Source organism: Francisella adeliensis, from assembly GCF_003290445.1.
In the GTDB taxonomy this organism is placed as follows: domain Bacteria; phylum Pseudomonadota; class Gammaproteobacteria; order Francisellales; family Francisellaceae; genus Francisella; species Francisella adeliensis.
In genome coordinates this window covers 1,151,126-1,171,789 of sequence record NZ_CP021781.1, presented here as the reverse complement: position 1 = coordinate 1,171,789, position 20,664 = coordinate 1,151,126, and the positions used below count along the sequence as shown (strand labels likewise).

The window sequence follows — 20,664 nt, the reverse complement described above, 5'->3', positions numbered from 1 at the left end:
ATAGTAATTTTATGCTAAAAAAATATATAAATAATATTGGTTTTTGCTTAGGAGTAGTTGGTTTAATAGTATTTATGTTTGGTTTAGTAGAAACCAATATTGATAATAAAAACCTTTTTATTTTATTGGCAACATTTATATTGCTTATTTCAGCAGTTATTCAGGGTGAGGTGTTTTTTATCGGTTCACAGAGTATTGCTTGGATAACTGCCGTGATGACATTTTTTGAGATTGATCAAAACTATATTATAATAGCTTTTATATTATTGGTAACAATATTTGCATTAGGCTATTTTTTTAAAAATAAGCTGCTTTTTTCAAATGCGTGTGCATTTGTTGGGTTAATTGCCTTATGCTTAGGAATTGCTTTAGGTATGAATGAACCTATGGTTATTTGTGGTTTGTTTCTTGCTATATATGCTTGTTTTTCTATCAAAGATGGATACTCAATTGGTTGGGTGTTTTTGGTTTTAAACTTAGTATTTGCGGTAGTAGCAATAAATTCATTATATGCATTTTATTAAAATTAGAGGTGATTAAATGAGAAGATTATCTTTTTTAGATCGAGTTGTAGAAGAATTAAATACTTATTCAAAATTTACAAAAGCAACACACATACCTAACAGAAAATCCCCAAGCGAAGGGATTAAAGATACTCAGCTTTCAAGTAGCGAGAAAAAACATGTGGTAGGTTTGATGCGTGTGGATTATACTGGCGAAATATGTGCTCAAGGTTTATATCGAGGGCAAGCAAGTGTAGCAAAGTCAGCTCAAACAAAAGCACATTTATATCATGCTGCAGATGAGGAGTATGATCATTTGTCATGGTGTGGTGAAAGATTAAGAGAGCTAGATGCAGCCCCTAGCTTACTTAATCCGTTTTGGTATTGGGCATCATATGGTATTGGTGCAACTGCTGGTTCAATAAGTGATAGTTTAAGCTATGGTTTTGTGGTTGAAACAGAAAAACAAGTAATGAAGCATCTTGATAGCCATTTAGATGAGTTACCTACGCATGATAATCGCTCAAGAGCTATATTAACCCAAATGCGCAGCGATGAAGAGGAACATGCTATAGAAGCCGAAAAAGCTGGCGGAAAAAAGCTTCCTGCACCTGTTAAGCTTGTAATGAAATTACAGTCAAAAGTAATGACTACTTTAGCTTATAGATTTTGATTTGTAATATTAATACTGTTGGTGTTGATCTTTTTTGAAAACATTGTTAGCCTGTTGATCTGATTGTTTTTGAGGTTGATCTTGTTGTTCATACTCGCTCATAAGTGAGTTCTCAGAAGAGCTTGGCTGTTGATCAGAATATTGGTTTTGGGCTTGCTTTAACATTTGTTTATAGTCTTCACTAAATCCTATAGAAGGAATAATCATTGCAATTCCAAAAGCTATAGTAATTATTTTTTTAAGTTTCATACTCTTACCTTAGTTTCTAAATTTTACATTTTTTAAGTTGCGATTTATAAAGCGAAGTAAAGTTTTTAACTTTTTTTGCTAACTTTTTATCTTCTACAATCTTAGCTTTATTTTTGAAAGTTCCTGCTTTATAACGCTTAAACCCAGTAGCACCTAGCATGTATGCCATATATAAGTTCTCACTTTCAGACATTTTAAGTTTTGCACTTTTTGCTAGTTGAGCCATATACCACCCCATAAATTGGACACTATCATCAAAATTATCGCGTCTTGCATTTGCTTTTACATCTTCTTGAAAATGCTTCCAAGTACTATTGATAGCTTGTGCGTAGCCATAAGCCGATGAGCCGACTGCTTTTGCATTACTTTTGAATCTAGACTCTTGATACATAACGCCCATAGCAAAAGCTGGAGGAAGTTTATAAGTATCTTCAGCTTTTTTAAGTGATTTTGCCCAGCCTGGATGGTCGTTCAGTATTTCACAAGCAGTGAGTTTATTGTCTACTTTAGTTTCTTCTGAACAGCTGGTTATAGCTAAACTAGTAAGTATTATAGATGTTAAATAAATTATTTTTTTGCGACTATTCATATGGCTAAATTTGCTAAATATATAGTTTTATATAATAAATAGAGTAATTGAGTTGCTATAAGATGTCTATAGAATGAGATTGGAATCTAGAATTATATTTTTTGATTTTATTTTATATAAGTACCCGAATAGTAATGGGAAATAATGTAAAATGATTAAAAAATTTGGTATGTTAATTTGTGTAGTAAACAAAAAAGGAATATATTATGAAAAATAAACTTATTAAAAGTTTATTGATAGTAACAATTATAATACCGTCTGTTTCATTCGCATTTTTTGATAGTGTAAGCGATGGCTTGGATAAAGTATCGAACTCAGCAAAGCAAACTAACGATATGTCAAACCAAACTAAAGTAAGGATAGACAAATTTAAAAATCTGTCCGGTAATTATGAAGATGATACAGAAGCAAAACAATATGTTAATAATAAAGTTGATGAATATACAAGTAACAAATTATCAAAAACGAAGGGTGCAAGTGATAATATAAATCAAACTAAAGACTCTCTAAGTAAAACTAGAGATTCTTTTAAGAGTTTTTTTAGTAAATAGTTATCCCAAATATTGACACTTAATAATATGAGAATTTTTTTATCTATTAAAGTTATTACTTACCAAAGATTTTATGACAATACCTGCAATAGTTAAGCCAAATAATGATGGCATATAGCTAAGGGTACCATTTGTTGCTCTTGGTCTTCCTTGTTGATTTTCGATAGGTTCAGCTGGTGGAAGAGGAGCAATACCTTTTTCAGTTGAGTATACTACTTGTATACCTTTTTTGACTCTTTGTTTTTTTAGTCGTGTACGCATAGCTCTTGCGAGAGGGCAAACATCGGTTTTATAAAGGTCTGTAACTTTGATTTGAGTTGGATCTGTTTTGCCTCCAGCTCCCATACTTGATATAGTAGGTAAATCTAACTCATGCGATACTTTCACAAGATTAACTTTTGCATTTAGAGTATCTATCGCATCTACTATAAAGTCATATTTCTCAGCAGTTAGTAATTCGTGAGTATTTTCAGGGTTTATGAATGTTTGTAGAGCATTTACTTGGCACTCGGGATTTATGTCAAGTATTCTAGCTTTCATTACTTCAACTTTTGGCTTACCGACAGTACTATGCAGTGCTACTAATTGACGGTTGATGTTTGATGAATCTACAGTATCCATATCTACTATGGTTAGTTTGCCAATACCTGATCTAGCTAAGGCTTCTATTACAAAAGAGCCAACACCACCAGCCCCGGCGATAAATACATTTGTATTTTCTAGGGTCTTTAAACCATTGTCGTTTACTAAAATGCCTGTTCTTTCAGTGATTGCTTGTATCATTATTTTTTCGAAGCCTCTTTATTTAAATCATCAAAATATTTATAAGCGAATATATTAGCATAAATCTCACCACTTATATGGTCTACATCAGACATATCAAATTTTACAAGTGGAACCCAGTTGATACTACTAGTAGTTATTTGTGAATTTTCTAGTTGATAGCTACTTACATTTTTATTTGCTTGACTCATAAACTTATCGAAGTTTAGAGCTGTGACCACAGAATCTTCTTTTAGACTAAATAAAAACAATGGAGTCTTGGTATCTTTACCAAAGTTTACAATATCAGCATCTTTCATTGTTTGTAGTAATTCTGAATTTGAGAATACTTTTTCATTAAACAAGTCGAACATTGAGTTGTTGCCACTAGGAATCATATAGTGGGCTGCAGATTTTTGATTTGGATATTTTCTATATAAAGCACTATAGTAGATGGCAGAAACTAATTTAGCATCAGATACTTTTTTTTGATTGAATAAATCTTTGAGGTTAAAGTTTTTATTATTAACATTACATAGAAATTGAGTACCTAATGGACAATCCATACTGTAGAAGCTATTATCAATATCTTTTGAGCTTAGAGCGTTATCAGTATTGCTATAATGTAAGTAGCTCATAAAGGCATTTGCAAGTAGAGCAGGTTTGAGCATTGATGTAACTAGTTTGCTATGAAGTTTATACTCTTTTGCATCGTTATTATCTTTGATGAAATTTAGCGTAGTATCAGATACATCATAGGCACCTGATAATCCTGATGCTGCTTTGTAAGAATATAGATTGTCTAGATTACTAACTTGTGGGCAGTTAGATTTATTCTCTAGGCATTTTGCCATCCATATAGAGTATGCTCCTCCCTCGGAATAACCTACTGAATATACGCTTAGTTTTTGATTATCATCAAGAGAATACCTTTTCTTAATAACATCAGAGGAGTCATTTAGTAAATCAACGGCAGTATTTACAGTTTGTTTAGGGTAGAAGACATATGGGTGAGAATTTTTATAGTCATCAGCATGACCAATATAATCAGGTGCTACAACGATATAACCATTTAAAGCGTAAACTCTAGCATATACTGTATCAAAGAGCATAGTCATTATATTTTTATCTTTGAAACTTGATGGTACGCTTGAGTTACTAAAAGCAGTGGGGTGGTAATATAAAATCACACCTTTAGGTTTATCAGTATCAGGGAGCATTACAAGTCCAGAAACTTTAGATATAACTTCACCTGTAGCGGGGAATGAATTTGTGGTTTTATAAGCAACTTTATCTAGTGTTACAGTTTTTATACTATTATCACCGAAGTTGTCGATATCTACACCTGAGAGTTTTTTCATATTTTGTATGTTTATTTTACAAGTGCTAGAAGCTACTGCAGGATTACAAAAATATTTGTTTTTGTAATTTTCTTTGATGTCTTTTGCTTTCCAAGTTGTAGTATCTACAATGTCCGCTTGGGCAAATTGTGCTAATGAAAGGCCACATAGTAGGGTGGCTATAAGTTTTTTGTTCATGATTAATAATGACTTGAATGGCTTTGATTATATTATAGCAAATGAAGGACTTATATTGATTGAGAGTTAGATGTTTCAGTTACTACATGGTTTAAAAAAGACATTAGATGAGTTTTCATAGTTAAAATAAATAAGTTTTATTAGTGTTAATAGTGAAGCAGCTTGCTTTTTAATCAGTTATAAATTAAATTAATAGTTTGTTAAATTATTTTATATTCCATTTGGAGAAACAATGATTAAACTTTTTAATCAACCAAAAGCTTTTTACACTATATTTATGCTTGAAATATGGGAACGCTTTGGTTATCAATCTTTAATCGCTATCTTAGTTGTATATTTGCAACTTGGAAGTATTCAGTTATCTGAAAGCCAAGCAATTGCAACTTATGCAGCCTTTGCGGCTCTTGTGTATGCGTTTATCGTAATTGGTGGATATATTGGTGACTCTATATTAGGGGCTAAAAGAACTATAGTCTTAGGATTGCTAGTGCTTTTATGTGGTTATTTACTTTTAGTTTTTGAGGGTAGGGAATCAACACTATGGGGCTTATCATTTATATGTGTGGGAACAGGGCTTTTTAAATCTAACCCGACAAGCTTGCTATCAAAATGCTACGATCCGGAAGACTCTGGTAAAATAAGTAATGCTTTTACAATGTTTTATATGGCTATAAATATAGGTTCTTTACTAGGAACTTTAATTATACCTTCAGTGGCTAGAGCATATGGTTATTCATCAAGTTTTATAATAATTGCCGTAGCATTGATGTTTGCATTAGCAACATTTGTTGGCTTTGCATTTACTATGAAGCATATTTCAACTCATGCTGGCAATAAGAAGTTGAATTATTCTTATCTGGCTTGGGTTCTAATCGGTGTGATCGCAATGATCTATCTAGTTAAAACATTATTAGCATATTTGTTTATAGCTAAGCTGATTGTTATTTTAACCTTTATTTCTTGTGTATTTATATACATATATCTCGCTTTCTTATATAAGAAAAATGGATATTTTTATAAAATGATGTTAGCACTTATCCTTATGTGTGAAGCTATGGTTTACAAGATTTCATATATACAGATGGCTTCTTCAATAAACCTTTTTACTATCAAAAATACAGATCATTCAATATTTGGGTTTGCTATAGCCCCAGAAACTTTTCAGGCATTAAACCCATTTTGGATATTTGTTTTAAGTCCACTTTTAGCGGTGTACTATGTTCGTTCAACAAATACTAAGTTTGACATGAGCGTTTATAGTAAGTTTTCAATGGGGTTATTAGTTATAGGTCTTTCATTTATAGTGCTATATGTTTCTAAGTTTACAGCTCATAATGGGGTTATATCAGCATATTGGTTATTTGGTAGCTATGCTCTTCAATCTCTTGGTGAGTTATTTATATCAGCTATTGGACTATCAATGTTCTCTAAATTAGCACCGGGCCGTGTTAATGGTTTTATGGTTGGAGTATGGTGGGTGTTTTTAGCATTTGCATCTATACTTGGTGGTTTAGTTGCTCAAGCTATAGCCGTAGGTAAAAACCAGGATGGATCTGTAAATTTGGTATCATCATTGAATGATTATACAGGAGTGTTTTTGACTATAGGTATTGCTATCATAGCGGTGGCTGCTATATCTTTCGTGCTTTCACCTTTAAAGAAAAAGTTGATGAATAAATAGGTTAAAAGATTAAAGCTCTATATTTCTAACATCTGTAACTGTCATACCGGCCTCAAGAGCATTGATAAGTCCAGTAACCCCATCTTCGAATACATGACATTGCTTTGGTTCTACTTTATATTTTTTTGCTAAAAGTGTAAAAGCATCTGTGGTATTTTTTGTTGGGTGATTATCATCTGCTGTTATTATTTCTGCAAAATAATCTGTAATTTTTAATATATCCAAACTACGCAAAACATTTTTTCTTTTGCCCCCTGATATTACAACCATAGGGATTTTACCTTTATATTTCTCTATCAAATCAACTACTGGCTGTATAGGCTCACTCTTGTGAAGTAAGCCATATGTGGTTTCCTTTAGTTCATAAGCGATAGTTTCAAAACTTTCTTTCTTATGAGGATACAGATGAGCTAAAATATATTCACTTGGTAATCCATTAAAACGAGATAAATCACTTAGTGGTAAGTCAAGGCTGTGTTTTGTTAATACTTTCCCCCATGCCTCTATGTGAGCAGACATGTTATTTATGATGGTACCATCGCAATCGAAAATAAGAAGTTTTGTGTCTTTATGAATAGGTAATAGCACGGATAGTGGGATTTATTTTAAGTTTAGAATAATTATATATGATTAATGATGTTGACATAAGCTTTAATTACTAGGACAATACTAGGTTTTAGTGAAATATTTTAAAAACTTAAATATAGTTGAGGCTAGAGTTAAACTCCAATGAGAAATATAATTGTATTATCATTAACTATAATTGCTTTTTGTAGTTTTGGGCTTGCTAAATCTAGTGATGATATAAATATACAACAAACTTTAGAAAAACTTGATAAAAATCCTATAGATAGAACAGAGCTTCCTGCGGAAGATATATTTGAAGAGCAAATAATAGAAAGCCCGATTTCACAAGATAAGTATGATGTCGGTCAAGCGATGCTAAGGCTTAGTGGCTTAAAAAATGCAAAACCTCCTTTGTTTGATGGTGTTGATAATAGCGTATTATTATCAGAAGCTATTTTAAACACCCAAGATGGTGCTGCTCAAGGTCCAATATTTGAGTTGCAATCAAGACAAAATGGCTTGCTAAAGGATAACTATTTATATTTGGGAGGTACAGCAGCATTTCTGCCAATTTGGACTCCTAGTTCATCAGAACAGACTAATTCAATAAATAACTATAATCTTGAATATTATTTCTTAAGTACTTTAGGTGATTGGACAACAGTTTATGCTGCTTTAAATACATTTACAATAGATGGTGAATGGAATGTGAATCCTAGTGATGCATATGTAATGATAGGTAATTTAAAAAAATTCCCTGTATTTAGCTATGTAGGTTTAACAACTGTTGATTTTGGTAATTTTGATGAAGTAACAAACTTTATTCCTACACTAACTCGCACATTTTTTATGCAGTCTGGAGGTAATGCAAGTATTGCGTATAATGAAGGTGGTTTTCATTCAAGTATAGCTTTTTTATCATCATCAGGAAATGAGTATTTACAAGTAGCAAACGCTTATAAAGGTAATAACAAGTTAGGTGTATCAGCGAATTTAATGTACACCTATGAGTTAGAGCAAGATGGAGATTATTGGTATGCTGGTACTGGTTATTCAAATGTATCAGGCTTTACAAATGAAAATAATGATAATATAGGAGTTGTAGATTTTAACTTTGGCATTAGTTTAAATAATTTCAGGTTTATAAATGAATTTGTATTTACTGATAAGAATGTCACACAAAAAACAGATTTGTCTGCAACATTTAATCTAAGAGAGAGTTTTTTCGTTTCGTTACTTCCTAGTTTGGAGAATACTAGTTTTTTGACTAATGATGCTAAAATTTACTCTTGGTCATCTCAGCTCTCTTATTCTGGGCAATTATATAATAGAGAGCTAATACCTTATGTAAGTTATTCTCAAGTCCAACAATCAGGTACAAACTATGCAACAATCTTAGAAAGTGGACTTAGGTATAATGCCTTTGCTGATGCATGGGCTGGTGCTAGTTATACTTATGTAAAAGGTGAGGCAGATGAGTTTAGTGAGCAGGACAATATACTAGCGCTTTATTTGCGTATTTTTATATAAACCATATTAGAAAAATATTTATGCTAAAATATGATACAAAATTTATATATCTTAATGTGCTCATAAAACCATCATAAAGATCTAAAGTTAAAAGTTTATCAATCAGGGTAAATATCTCCTATGAGAAATATAAATATATTATTTTTAGCTACAATTGTTTTTTGTAGTATTGGATTTGCTGAACCTAATGATGATATAAGTTTAGAAGTTACAAACCGTGACAAAAAACCAGTAGATAAAACAGAATTGTCAGCTGAAGATGTTCTTGAGGAACAGATTAATGAAACGCCAACTTCGCAAGATAGATATGATATCGGTCAAGCTATACTTAAATATAGTGGTTTAAAGAATGCAAAGCCGCCATTATTTAAAGGTATTGATAATTCTGTGTTGCTCTCAGAAGCTGTTTTAAATACACAAAAACAAACAGGTGACCCACTTTTTGAATTGCTAGCTCGTCAAGATGGTACATTAAAAGATGATTACTTATATTTTGGGGCTACAGGTGTATCTTTGCCTATTTGGGGTAAGCAAAATTCTATAAACAATTACAGTATGGAGTATTACTTTTTAAGTACACTAGGTAATTGGACCACTGTCTATGCATCTCTAAACGCTTATACTAATGGTGATAATTGGAATGTGAACCCCGGTGCTGTATACCTTATACTAGGCGATTTAAGACAATTTCCAGTATTTACATACGCTGCGCTGTCTACTGTAAATTTTGGGAGTTTTGACGAGACAACTAACTTCTTCCCTACACTCACTAGATTTTATTTTATGCAGTCAGGTGGAAATGTAAATGTTTCATACAATAGAGGTGGCATTCATGCAGATGTGGCATTTTTATCATCATCAGAAAATAAATTTTTAAAAGTAGCAAATGCTTATAATGGTAATACAAAGTTAGGAGTGTCTACAAATCTAAAATATACATATGAGTTAGAGCAAGATGGTGATTATTGGTATGCTGGGACTGGTTACTCTAATGTATCGGGATTTACGAATAATAATAATGATAATATAGGAGTGATAGACTTTAACTTTGGTCTTAATATAAGAAAAATTCAGTTTATAAATGAGTTTGTATTTACAGATAAAGGTGTTGATAAGACTACAGATGCTTCAGGTTCATTTAACTTGAGGGAAGGTTTTTTCACATCAATTCTTCCTGATTTTAATAATAATGTTTTTTTGCAAAATGGTTCAAGTGTTTATTCGTGGTCATCACAATTTTCTTATTCTGCAAATCTGTATAACCATGAATTCATCCCTTATGTTAGTTATTCACAGATTCAACAATCTAGCTCTAATTACAGGGCTTTAATTGATACTGGATTTAGGTATAATCCTTTTGCAGACGCTTGGGCTGGTTTTAGTTATAGTCATATAAGAGATAAGGCTGACTTATTTGAGCAGCAGGACAATATACTAGCGCTTTATTTGCGTATTTTTATATAAATCATATTAGAAAAATATTTATGTTAGAATATGTAACAAAATCTACATAAAGAAATGTTATGCAAAATATACCTGCCTGCCCTAAATGTAACTCGGAATTTGTTTACCAAGACGGTGAGCTATTTATATGCCCTGAATGTGCGTATGAGTGGCAACCTAATGAAGTTGATGAGGATGCTCTTGTTATAAAGGATTCGAATGGTAATTTACTCAAGGATGGTGATAGTGTAACTGTTATAAAAGATTTAAAACTAAAAGGGTCATCAACTGTTATAAAGGTTGGTACAAAAGTTAAAAGCATAAGACTCGTAGAGGGTGATCATGATATTGACTGTAAAGTAGATGGCATTGGAGCCATGAAGTTAAAGTCGCAGTTTGTTAAAAAAGTATAAGTTTAGATAAAGCCTCGCTATGAAAAAGAATATGATATTTCGTGTAGTATGTATATTTTTTGCTTTTATATATGCTGATTTTGCGGTGGCATACTTTATCAATGAGGATGGAAAGCAAGTACCTGTATCAAAGTCAATTGTCACAGAAATTGATGATCTAGAAATGAAAGAGGGTGAGGCTTTAACAAATTCTCAAATAAAGAGTATAGCTAGTTCAAGCGGCTCTATTTCTCAAGATTTGTAAATGGGATCTAAGAGGATGAAAAAAGCAGTTTTTAAAACATTTTTATTATCATTACTATTAACTAATAGTTTATATGCTGATGAAAATACTGCAACTACACCTCAAGTGAAAAAAGCTACTAGTCAAGAAGCACCAAAAAAACCTATATATACTCCAGAAACCATAAGAAGGCTAGAATCAAATGCATTTAGAAGGGTTTTTCCAAATAGAGATTTCATAACGTCTAAAATCTCATATGAGGTTGAAATACAAGATAAAAAAGATGGTAGTAATTCTAAACAAGCTATACAAGACTTAGCAGTAAAAGAGGGTGAAGCTTTAACTGGTGCGGAGAAGAGAGCTTTATCTAAAAAAACATTTGATAATAAAGTAAATGAAGCTCTGAATATAAATGCAATTAAAACCTCATTTTTTAATGGTTTTAGAGTTAGTGAAACTTTCACTCATGCAATGCTAAACACCCAAGAAGATACAGGCGATCCTTTGTTTATGCTACAAGCACGTCAGCAAGGGATACTTGAGGATGATTATATCTATATGGGTGCTAGGGCAAGTCTTATTGATTATCAAAGGCTTAATCATGTCCCTCAGGGTGGTGAAAATAAAAATTTCTCTTATAATGTTGATGGGTATGTAGCTTCAACGATGTCTAAGTGGGTGAGTGCCTTAGTTGGTTTTTCTCTTTATCAAGAACATCAACACGGCTTAAACTTTTTCCCAAGTACTTTATATCTTATCGTTGGTGATTTAGCGGAAGCTCCAGTCTTTGGTTATGTAGCAAATTCTACGGTAATGTATGGTAATTTTGATATTGTTTCTAACTATGTGCCAACACTAACAAGACTGTATTTCATGCAATCTGGAGGTAATGCTAACATTTCATACCATACAGCAGATTTACATCTTAATGCTGTTTTACTTAATGCTAATCCTGATAGTTATTTCGGTATAACAAATGCCCAAAGTAGTAATGGTCTTGGTTTTTCATTAAATAGTAAATATATTTATGAGATGGAAAATGCTGGGGATTATCAATTTTTTGGCCTAGCGTACTCAAATGTGTCAGGGTTTGAAACAAAGAATGGTAATAATGTTGGTGCTATTGATGTTAACTATGGTTTGTCGATATCTGATATAAACTTTGAGGCGGAAGCTTTGCTTACAGATAAAGGGGTTGGAGGTGTAAATAATTCATCATCTGTTAGCCCTAACAATATTGCAGGAGTGCCATTTTTTGGGTCAGTAAAGCCAAGTGCTAACTTAATTTATGACGGTTTTTTAGGTTCTGGTAGAAATATTGCCACATGGTCACTGCAAACTAGCTATACAGCTACAGTTTATGGTAAAAGGCTAATACCTTATGTTGATTACTCTCATATTAGGCAAGATTCTGAAAACTACTCGTTTCAGTATGGTGCTGGAGCAAGGTGGAATGCTTTTTATGGCTCTTGGCTTGGTTTAGATTATACAAATATCACTTCAAAAAGTACGCATTTTAATGAGCGACAAAATTATCTTTCTTTAAACTACACTATATATTTATAGTTAGTAATTGCTATAATCTCCTTATAAGAATCTAAATGTTTTACTAAATGTCACGACAAATATTTTTAGATACAGAGACTACTGGTTTTGACTACAAAATTGGAAATAGAATTATAGAGTTTGGTGCTGTTGAAGTTATAGATAGAAAGCTTACTGGAAATAATCTACATTTCTATTGTAACCCTAATTATGAGGTTGAACCTGGGGCTTTACGCGTACATGGTCTGACAAATGAGTTTTTGGCAGATAAGCCTATATTTGAAGAAAATGCTGAAAGAATGATAGAGTATCTTAAAGATGCTGAAATTATAATTCATAATGCGCCATTCGATGTGCCGTTTTTAAACTGGGAACTTGGTCTACTTAAAAACAATAAGTACGGAACTATAGAAGATAATGTTGAGAATATTATAGACAGTCTTGCAGTTGCTAGAAAAAAACATCCAATGCAAAAAAATAATCTTGATGCTCTATGTAAAAGATATTTTATAAAAAATGATCATCGTGAGTTTCATGGAGCACTACTTGATAGTGAGCTTTTAGCGGATGTGTATCTAGCTATGACTGGTGGACAAACTAATTTATTATTACACTCTGATAGAACAGCTAGTAAAGATAAAATAGATATCAATGTTAGTAAGCTAAATCTACGTGTGGCTGAAGTTAAAGATACTCAAGTTCATGATGATTATCTTAAGAATGTACTAAACATAATAGATGCAAAATGGTAAAACGACCTATATATAGAGAAGCATCAGCACAAGAGCTTGTTAATGCTGGTAAAGACTTCTTTGATAGAGATCTATATTTGGAAAAACAAACTCATCAAGCTTGGTTAAAACTAAAAGAACAAGCTTCGAAAGATGAAGTTAATTTGCATATTGTATCTGGTTTTAGGAGCTATGATTATCAGCAAAATATAATCAATCGTAAATTAGCAAATGGACAATCTATAGAACAGATTTTTAAAGTAAATGCTCTAGTTGGTGAGAGTGAGCATCACACTGGTTGTGCTATAGATTTTACCACAGGTGATGAACAAGAGGTTTTAACAGAAAATTTTGAAAATACACAAGCATTTAAATGGCTCACTGGAAATGCTTATAAGTTTGGTTTTGTAATGAGTTTTCCAAGAGATAACATATATGGTTTTATTTATGAACCTTGGCATTGGTGCTTTAAAAAATGAATATAAATAAGTTTATAATCCTATCTAGTACTATAGTTTTAGCAAGCTGTAGTACTGTGAAAAATGATAAAACAAAAGTGGAATTTGCTGCTCATAATTATCCGAATATGTTTATTCCAGTTCGTGTTGATGTTGCTAAGGCATCAGTTAAGACAGCGATTGGGCAAAATAATAATATTGCTAACATTGCACAGTTAAAAAACCTTAATGAACTAGAAAAAGGAAGGTTGCTGCAGTTAAATGGAGACTTTAAAGGGTCTATAGTTTCTTATGATAATGCCATAAAAACAGTACCTCAATCAGAAGAAGAATCTATCAAAAAAGCTAAATCAATAGTGCTTGATAGAAAAAGCTATAACTATTATGATATAAAAACAGCATATAACATTCCAGATTATGCAATTTCAAACCTATATACTTATCAAGCTTTAAATTATTTAAAAACTAATCAAGTAAAAAGTGCTTTATCAGAGCTTGATAAGCTTCCAAGTGCACAACTTTGGACGACTCAACAAGATTTAATTGCTGCAGGTATAAAGCAATTATCTAAAAAAAGCTTAGAGAAAAATGATATTACGGATAATATCCTAGGGCTTAATAATTTTGAAGATTTAAAAAGAATGTTTGGTTATTCAAAAAGAATACCTAATGCGTATGGAAATCCTTTAGGTTTATATCTAAAAGCAATTCTGGAATCTTCTATATCTAAAGATTATAAAAGCTCTCTGAATGATTTAAATACTGCTGAGCAATATGCTGTTGGCAATAAGTACTTAAATCAGACTATCTATGAGTTCAACTCAGCTATAAATAGTGGTAATTCTTCTTTCTCAATGGGTATGGGTAGAGTGGTTGTATTTTATGAGCAAGGCTTAGTTAATCCTCGTCAAGAAGCTATAGCAAAACTAGATTTAGGAAATATAGGAGATACTAAGTTTGATTTACCAGTATACGCTACAAACTATAGCTTCTATGAACCTAAAAAAGTCACTATAACTACAGATAGTAAAAAAACCATAGTGGATACTTATACAGAAACTCTTATGGATAACACTCTTTTTGCAATTAAATCATTAATTGATGAGTACCCAAGAATTATTGCGAAAAATATTATGATAGAAGCGTATAAAAATGATCAAGTAGAGAAGCTTGCTTTAGGGGGATTAGCTGGGAATCATCTTAATTTTAGTTTATCTAATAAAGATCCTAAACGAGCTGACTTAAGAAGTTGGCTTTTGTTGCCTGCAAATGTTGATTTGTTTGAACAACAGCTTGATAGTGGCAAATATACAATACAGGTAAATAACATTCGACAAAAAGTTGATATTAAACAGGGTAAAACAACTTTACTCTGGGTTGTAGAGGTTGGTAAGTTTAAAAAGGTCTTTTATTTTATTGTTTAAATAGGCATTAAAAGAATCAATTATCTTCAGAAGTTTTCATGAATTATCACAAATAGGCTCTGATTTTTATTTACTAGCAGATAACTTAGTGCTATAAATGATAGTACATCAGTTATATATGTTAAGAAATGTTATGAAGAATATTTTAGTATTAGGAGCTGGTAGAGTAGGCTCTTTAGTATCATCATTGCTAGTTGATAGTGGTAAATATACAGTTCATTTATCAGATAAAGTTATACCTAATGACAAGCCTAAGCTTGATAAAAATGAATCAAACTTGAAGTACATCTCGCTTGATGTTACTAATTCAAATGAGTTTAAAGAATATATAACAAAGAACCAGTTTGATGCTGTAGTTTCTTGTTTGCCGTATTTTTTAAATAAATCGATAGCTGAGATTGCATCAGAACATAATCTTAATTATTTTGACTTAACAGAAGACATAGAAGCCACAAAATATATTAAAAGTATTGCTAAAAAAGCCGATTGTTTTTTTGCGCCACAGTGTGGTTTAGCTCCAGGGTTTATAAGTATTGTTACAAATAGTCTTATGGGCGAATTTGAAGAGATAGATACAGTAAGAATGAGAGTCGGTGCACTACCTTTAAACGTATCAAATACTTTACAATATGGTCTAACATGGTCAACGGAAGGGTTAGTAAATGAATATGCTAAACCTTGTGAAGGCGTTGTCGATGGTGAAAAAAGAATTATAGCACCACTTGCAGATGTTGAGGAAATAAAGATAGACGGTCTAACTTATGAAGCTTTTAACACTTCTGGTGGTATTGGTTCGATGATAGAAACCTATGAAGGTAAAGTAAAGAATATTAATTATAAAAGTATTCGCCACCCAGGTCACTGTGAAAAAATGAAATTCTTAATGCAAGATATGAAACTTGGTGAAGATCTAGAGTTAACTGCAAAAATCTTAGATAATGCTATTGAGCGTATAAACCAAGATATTGTTTTAATTTATGTATCTGTTAGTGGCGTAAGGAAGGGGCTAAAGTCTGAGAGACATTACGCACAAAAGTTCCCGTCAAAAATAATGTATGGTAAACATTTCTCAGCGCTACAGCTAACTACTGCAACTAGTTTATGTGTAAGTATAGATGAGTTCTTAAATAAAGGAAATCTAAAAGGTTTTATTAATCAAGAAACTATTAGTCTAAAAGGTTTTTATGAAAATACTTTTGGAGATTATTATAAAAATTCAGGTTTATTGGTTCAAGCAGATTAAGGGAAGTTAAAAATGATTAATTTAAAAGATTTAAACTTAGGTTTAGAAAAATCCATTGTAAATGATTGTGATAATTTTATAGAGAGTGTAAGCCCGGCAAATGCTCAAATTTTAGCTAAAGTAGAGAACGAAGGTGTTGCTCAAATGCAGAGTGCAATATCAAAAGCTGTTGAGGTTTCTAAAACTTGGAAAGCAGTTCCAGCACCTAAAAGAGGAGAACTAGTTCGCTTAATAAGCGAAGAGTTACGTAAAAATAAAGATGCACTAGGTACTTTAGTTTCTTTAGAAATGGGGAAATCTAAACAAGAAGGTGATGGTGAAGTCCAAGAAATGATAGATATGGCAGATTTTGCTGTTGGACAATCGCGTATGCTTTATGGTGCTACAATGCACTCGGAAAGAGAAGGTCATAGAATGTACGATCAGTGGCATCCTTTAGGTGTTGTTGGAGTTGTTTCTGCTTTTAATTTCCCAGTAGCTGTGTGGTCATGGAATGCTTTTATTGCCGTAATATGTGGAAATACAGTGGTTTGGAAACCTTCTGAGAAAACACCTTTATGCGCTATAGCTGTACAAAATATATGCAATAAAGTTGTGAAAGAAAATAATTTCCCTGAAGTTTTTTATACAGTCATTTCAAAAGATATAGATGTATCAAAAGAGCTTGTAAATAGTGAAAAAGTTAACTTAGTTTCTTTTACAGGTTCCACAAAAGTCGGTCGAGAAGTTGGGCAGCAAGTAGCTAAAAGATTTGGGAAATCTATTTTAGAATTGGGTGGTAATAATGCAACTATATTAGATGAATCAGCAAATCTTAAACTTGCAATTCCAGGTGCAGTGTTTGGAGCTGTTGGTACAGCTGGACAACGCTGTACATCTTTAAGAAGACTACTTATACATAGCTCTATTTATGCTCTTGTTAAAGAAAAAATGGTAAATGCTTATAAGCAAGTAACTGTTGGAGATCCATTAAATCAAGAGAATCTAATGGGACCACTTATTGATGAGGGTTCTGTAAATAACTATCTAAAAACAATCGCACAAGCTAAGGAGCAGGGTGGTAAAGTTTTAACAGGCGGTAAAAGGATTGAAAAAGAAGGGTACTTTGTTGAACCAGCAATTATAGAAGCTACTAAAGATATGAAAATTATGCAGGAAGAAAATTTCTGTCCAATTTTGTATATTTTACCGTTTGATACTCTTGATGAAGCAATTGATATTAATAACTCTGTTGAATATGGTTTATCAAGCTCTATATTTACAGATAACTTACAAAATGCTGAGAAATTCCTTTCAAGCTTAGGAAGTGATTGCGGTATTGCTAATGTAAATATTGGTACATCAGGTGCTGAAATTGGTGGAGCATTTGGTGGTGAGAAAAGTACTGGTGGAGGACGAGAAGCTGGTTCAGATGCTTGGAAAGCTTATATGCGTAGACAAACTAGTACAATCAATTATGGTGATGATTTACCATTAGCACAGGGAATTAAGTTTAATTTGGAGGGTTAGTATGAGTGATAATCTTTTAGATAAATTATGGCAACAATATGTTGATACAAACTCTCATGTTGGTAAGATAAATAAATTATTTGAATCATTAGGTGAAACACCAGTTAATGATCATATAGCACTACGAACGGTTAATAACGCAAAAGTAGATATTTATAAGCTTGCTGAGGCTTTTATTGGGTTTGGTTATGTAGTTTGTAATGATTATGATTTTGATGTTAAGAAGTTAAAAGCTATACATTTAGAGCATAATGATAAATCAAAACCCAAAATTTTTATAAGTCAGTTACTAATAGAAGAGTTTAGTCTATTCCTCCAAGAAACTATGAAATCCTGCGTTGATTCAATACCTAAAGCACTTTTAGAAAATAAAGAAAAGCTTCTAACATCAGGTACTAGTTGGTCAAATATAAGCTACGCAACTTATAAAAAATTACTCGAAGAGTCAGAGTACGCTGCTTGGTTTTATGCTTTTGGGTTTAGAGCTAATCACTTTACTGTATTTATTAATGAGCTAAAGAATTTTGATAGTGTTGTAGCCGTTAATGACTTTCTCAAAGAGAATAATGTAAGTTTAAATGTTTCAGGTGGAGAGATTAAAGGTTCTCCAACTGATTTGCTTGAGCAATCAAGTACTATGTCAGGATCCGTTGAAGTTGATTTTGTAGATGGTAAGGAGACTATTCCTTGTTGTTATTATGAGTTCGCTAAGCGATATAAAGATAAGGATGGAAATTTTTATCAAGGCTTTGTTGCTAAATCAGCAGATAAGATTTTTGAAAGTACAAATATAGTCAGCTAAAGATTAGTTATATATTTTAGAAACTAAATTGGATATACTTTCAAATAAGTCTGAATAAACAGAGCTTTTTCTCATAACTAAATCAATATTTCTGTAAAATCCAGAACCATCAATATTTATATATTTAATATTTTCATGCTTAGAGCAAGCTATTTTTGGAATTAAGGTTACCCCTTCATTAATAGATACCATCTGACGAAGTGTCTCTAAACTACTGCCTTTAAAGTCATTATTATTATAACTATTTAAACTACATAACCTAAGTGTTTGGTCTCTTAAGCAATTGCCTTCATCAAGAATCATAAGGTTTTCTTTAATAACATTCTCTATGCTTATAGATTTATTTTTTGATAACTCATTTGTTTTAGCTACAGCTACAAAAAATTTATCTTTAAAAAGGTTTTTCCTTTGAAATTGATAACCATCAGTAGGGGTTGCTAAAAAAGCAAAATCTAGCTTACCTTGGTCAAGCATATCAACAAGAATATCAGTTTTTTCTTCAACCAGGGAAATACTTATATCAGGAAACTCTTTTTTAATTAAAGGTAGTATCTCTGGCATCAGATATGGGCATAAAGTAGGGAATGCTCCTATAGAGACTTTTATTCTACTACCATCTTGATTAATTTCTGCAATACGGTCAAGATTGCTAACCTCATCAAGTATTTTGTAGGCTTGATTTACAATCTTCAAACCCGCTTTGGTTATAAGCACTTGCTTTGTGCCTCTTTCAAAAACTTGAAGGTTTGTATATTCTTCAAATTTTTTAATTTGCATACTTAGAGCTGGTTGACTAACAAAACATCTTTCAGATGCAGTGATAAAACTTTTAGTTTCATAGACAGCTATGATATATTCTAATGTGCGAGTATTCATATAAGAAATTGTTATTGTAGCTATAAGATTTATATATTTTAAATTAGAAATAACTATAATACAATAATACTCGTAACTAACAATAAATAACTAAACCAAGGAGATGTTATGACTAAAAGAGTTCCTGAAGTAACTTTTAGAACAAGAGTAAGAGATGAAAGTATTGGTGGTGATAACCCGTTTAAATGGGAAGATGTGACTACTGGTGATATCTTTAACAACAAAAGAGTTATCGTATTTGCTTTACCAGGTGCATACACTCCAACTTGTTCAACTTATCAGTTACCAGGTTTTGAAAACAATGCTGATAAATTTAAAGAGCTAGGTATAGATGATATTTATGTATTATCAGTAAATGATACTTTTGTGATGAACAAATGGATCCAAGCTCAAGGCGTAAAAAACATTAAGCCAATTCCAGATGGTAATGGTGAATTTACTAAAGGTATGGACATGCTTGTAGATAAATCTAACTTAGGTTTTGGTCACAGAACATGGAGATACGCTATGGTTGTAGCTAATGGCGAAGTTGAGAAAATGTTCGTTGAGCCTGGTAAGCGTGATAACGCTGATGACGACCCTTACGGTGAATCTTCTCCAGAAACTGTAATGAAGTATCTTGAGTCTAAATAATTAATCTAACACCTTTCTATAAATCAAAAATTATTAAACTTTAAAATTGCTAACTGGCATATGCTAGTTGGTTGTTTTTTTGTACCATTTATCAGGAGTGAATATGAGTAAGAAAATAGTTTTAATCGGTGCCAGTGGTACTATTGGCAAAGCAGCTTTAAGTACTTTGAAAAATGCAGGGTTTGAAGTTATAACAGCAAGTTTTTCAGGCGCAAATACTCACTATAATGTTGATATACAAAATCCTAACTCTATCAAAGAATTATTTGAAAAAGTGGGTTCATTTGATGCTTTAGTATCAACAACAGGAAAAGTAGCTTTCAAAAGTGTTACTGAGATCGAGCAAGCAGATTGGGATCTAAGCTTGGAGAACAAACTTTTAGGTCAGATAAATTTAGTACAGATTGGTGCTCAATATATAACCAAAGGTGGTTCATTTACCATTACAACAGGTATACTAAATGTTGAGCCTATTGCATTAGGAAGCATAGCAGCTACTGTAAATGCTGGTTTAGAAGGATTTATTAAAGCAGCATCTCTTGAGTATAAAGATTTTCGTATTAATGCGGTGAGCCCAACAGTTGTAGAAGAAGCATTAGACAAATATGCTCCTTTTTTTCCAGGCTATAAACCTGTAAAAGCTGAAGAAGTCGCGGCAGCATATTTAAAATCTATAGCAGGAATAGCTAATGGAGATGTTATAAAGGTGGGCTTTTAATAA

The 20,664-nt window shown here is 32.1% G+C and carries 23 protein-coding genes; 17 read left to right on the top strand and 6 right to left on the bottom strand.

Translation table 11 applies throughout. The features are described from left to right. The first annotated feature begins 11 nt into the window (after positions 1–11). On the top strand, positions 12–524 hold the full coding sequence (locus CDH04_RS05675; protein WP_112870109.1) for an MFS transporter: 513 nt from the start codon (positions 12–14) through the stop codon (positions 522–524). Between the two features lie 16 nt (positions 525–540). Further along, the gene (coq7, locus tag CDH04_RS05670; RefSeq protein WP_112870108.1) at positions 541–1,176 is read left to right on the top strand and encodes a 2-polyprenyl-3-methyl-6-methoxy-1,4-benzoquinone monooxygenase; all 636 of its coding nucleotides are present in this window, start codon (positions 541–543) and stop codon (positions 1,174–1,176) included. Positions 1,177–1,185: 9 nt separating this feature from the next. Here the strand turns inward: coq7 and CDH04_RS05665 are convergent, their stop codons facing one another. Beyond that, positions 1,186–1,425 carry a hypothetical protein gene (locus CDH04_RS05665; RefSeq protein WP_112870107.1) on the bottom strand — a complete coding sequence of 80 codons (240 nt, stop codon included), beginning with the start codon at positions 1,423–1,425 and terminating at the stop codon, positions 1,186–1,188. Between the two features lie 16 nt (positions 1,426–1,441). Next, positions 1,442–2,014, bottom strand: a complete 573-nt coding sequence (locus CDH04_RS05660; RefSeq protein ID WP_112870106.1) for a transglycosylase SLT domain-containing protein — start codon at positions 2,012–2,014, stop codon at positions 1,442–1,444. 206 nt (positions 2,015–2,220) lie between these two features. On the opposite strand from CDH04_RS05660, the gene CDH04_RS05655 reads away from it, so the two are divergent. Next, complete coding sequence (locus CDH04_RS05655) at positions 2,221–2,565, top strand: hypothetical protein (protein ID WP_112870105.1); 345 nt, start codon at positions 2,221–2,223, stop codon at positions 2,563–2,565. A gap of 39 nt (positions 2,566–2,604) precedes the next feature. On the opposite strand, the gene CDH04_RS05650 is transcribed toward CDH04_RS05655, so the two are convergent. Both CDH04_RS05650 and CDH04_RS05645 read right to left on the bottom strand, forming a co-directional pair. Beyond that, a complete protein-coding gene (locus CDH04_RS05650) occupies positions 2,605–3,348 on the bottom strand; it encodes a tRNA threonylcarbamoyladenosine dehydratase (protein WP_112870104.1) in 744 nt (247 codons plus the stop codon). Next, complete coding sequence (locus CDH04_RS05645) at positions 3,348–4,865, bottom strand: alpha/beta hydrolase family protein (protein ID WP_112870103.1); 1,518 nt, start codon at positions 4,863–4,865, stop codon at positions 3,348–3,350. The genes CDH04_RS05650 and CDH04_RS05645 overlap by 1 nt, the downstream gene beginning before the upstream one ends. 232 nt (positions 4,866–5,097) lie before the next feature. Here CDH04_RS05645 and CDH04_RS05640 point away from each other — a divergent pair, with 232 nt between their 5' ends. After that, positions 5,098–6,546 carry a peptide MFS transporter gene (locus CDH04_RS05640; RefSeq protein WP_112870102.1) on the top strand — a complete coding sequence of 483 codons (1,449 nt, stop codon included), beginning with the start codon at positions 5,098–5,100 and terminating at the stop codon, positions 6,544–6,546. Between the two features lie 9 nt (positions 6,547–6,555). Here the strand turns inward: CDH04_RS05640 and CDH04_RS05635 are convergent, their stop codons facing one another. After that, a complete protein-coding gene (locus tag CDH04_RS05635; protein WP_112870101.1) occupies positions 6,556–7,134 on the bottom strand; it encodes an HAD family hydrolase in 579 nt (192 codons plus the stop codon). 141 nt (positions 7,135–7,275) lie between these two features. Here CDH04_RS05635 and CDH04_RS05630 point away from each other — a divergent pair, with 141 nt between their 5' ends. From CDH04_RS05630 to CDH04_RS05575, 11 genes are all read left to right on the top strand, one after another. Continuing rightward, a complete protein-coding gene (locus tag CDH04_RS05630) occupies positions 7,276–8,643 on the top strand; it encodes a hypothetical protein (protein ID WP_112870100.1) in 1,368 nt (455 codons plus the stop codon). 120 nt (positions 8,644–8,763) lie between these two features. Further along, a complete protein-coding gene (locus CDH04_RS05625; RefSeq protein WP_112870099.1) occupies positions 8,764–10,107 on the top strand; it encodes a hypothetical protein in 1,344 nt (447 codons plus the stop codon). 59 nt (positions 10,108–10,166) lie between these two features. Then, positions 10,167–10,499 carry a zinc ribbon domain-containing protein YjdM gene (locus CDH04_RS05620; RefSeq protein ID WP_112870098.1) on the top strand — a complete coding sequence of 111 codons (333 nt, stop codon included), beginning with the start codon at positions 10,167–10,169 and terminating at the stop codon, positions 10,497–10,499. A 19-nt stretch (positions 10,500–10,518) separates the two neighbouring features. Beyond that, complete coding sequence (locus tag CDH04_RS05615) at positions 10,519–10,743, top strand: hypothetical protein (protein ID WP_234393420.1); 225 nt, start codon at positions 10,519–10,521, stop codon at positions 10,741–10,743. Between the two features lie 15 nt (positions 10,744–10,758). Further along, positions 10,759–12,288 (top strand): hypothetical protein, encoded by a 1,530-nt coding sequence (locus tag CDH04_RS09955; protein WP_234393419.1) that lies wholly within the window; start codon positions 10,759–10,761, stop codon positions 12,286–12,288. A 47-nt stretch (positions 12,289–12,335) separates the two neighbouring features. After that, positions 12,336–13,019, top strand: coding sequence for a DNA polymerase III subunit epsilon (gene dnaQ / locus CDH04_RS05600; protein WP_112870097.1), 684 nt, complete (start codon positions 12,336–12,338; stop codon positions 13,017–13,019). Further along, positions 13,013–13,477, top strand: coding sequence for a M15 family metallopeptidase (locus tag CDH04_RS05595; protein ID WP_112870096.1), 465 nt, complete (start codon positions 13,013–13,015; stop codon positions 13,475–13,477). The genes dnaQ and CDH04_RS05595 overlap by 7 nt, the downstream gene beginning before the upstream one ends. Beyond that, positions 13,474–14,880 (top strand): COG3014 family protein, encoded by a 1,407-nt coding sequence (locus CDH04_RS05590; RefSeq protein WP_112870095.1) that lies wholly within the window; start codon positions 13,474–13,476, stop codon positions 14,878–14,880. The genes CDH04_RS05595 and CDH04_RS05590 overlap by 4 nt, the downstream gene beginning before the upstream one ends. Before the next feature lie 133 nt (positions 14,881–15,013). Next, the gene (locus CDH04_RS05585) at positions 15,014–16,123 is read left to right on the top strand and encodes a saccharopine dehydrogenase family protein (protein WP_112870094.1); all 1,110 of its coding nucleotides are present in this window, start codon (positions 15,014–15,016) and stop codon (positions 16,121–16,123) included. A 12-nt stretch (positions 16,124–16,135) separates the two neighbouring features. After that, entirely contained in the window at positions 16,136–17,632 is a 1,497-nt protein-coding gene (amaB, locus tag CDH04_RS05580; RefSeq protein WP_112870093.1) for an L-piperidine-6-carboxylate dehydrogenase, read from the top strand. 1 nt (position 17,633) lies between these two features. Next, positions 17,634–18,434 (top strand): DUF1338 domain-containing protein, encoded by an 801-nt coding sequence (locus tag CDH04_RS05575; protein WP_112870092.1) that lies wholly within the window; start codon positions 17,634–17,636, stop codon positions 18,432–18,434. Positions 18,435–18,437: 3 nt separating this feature from the next. Here CDH04_RS05575 and oxyR read toward each other — a convergent pair whose 3' ends face one another. Next, on the bottom strand, positions 18,438–19,310 hold the full coding sequence (gene oxyR / locus CDH04_RS05570; protein WP_112870091.1) for an oxidative stress transcriptional regulator OxyR: 873 nt from the start codon (positions 19,308–19,310) through the stop codon (positions 18,438–18,440). Positions 19,311–19,418: 108 nt separating this feature from the next. Between oxyR and CDH04_RS05565 the strand changes: the two genes are divergently transcribed. Next, entirely contained in the window at positions 19,419–19,943 is a 525-nt protein-coding gene (locus CDH04_RS05565; protein WP_112870090.1) for a peroxiredoxin, read from the top strand. A 103-nt stretch (positions 19,944–20,046) separates the two neighbouring features. Further along, on the top strand, positions 20,047–20,661 hold the full coding sequence (locus CDH04_RS05560; RefSeq protein ID WP_112870089.1) for a short chain dehydrogenase: 615 nt from the start codon (positions 20,047–20,049) through the stop codon (positions 20,659–20,661). The last annotated feature ends 3 nt before the right edge of the window (positions 20,662–20,664 follow it).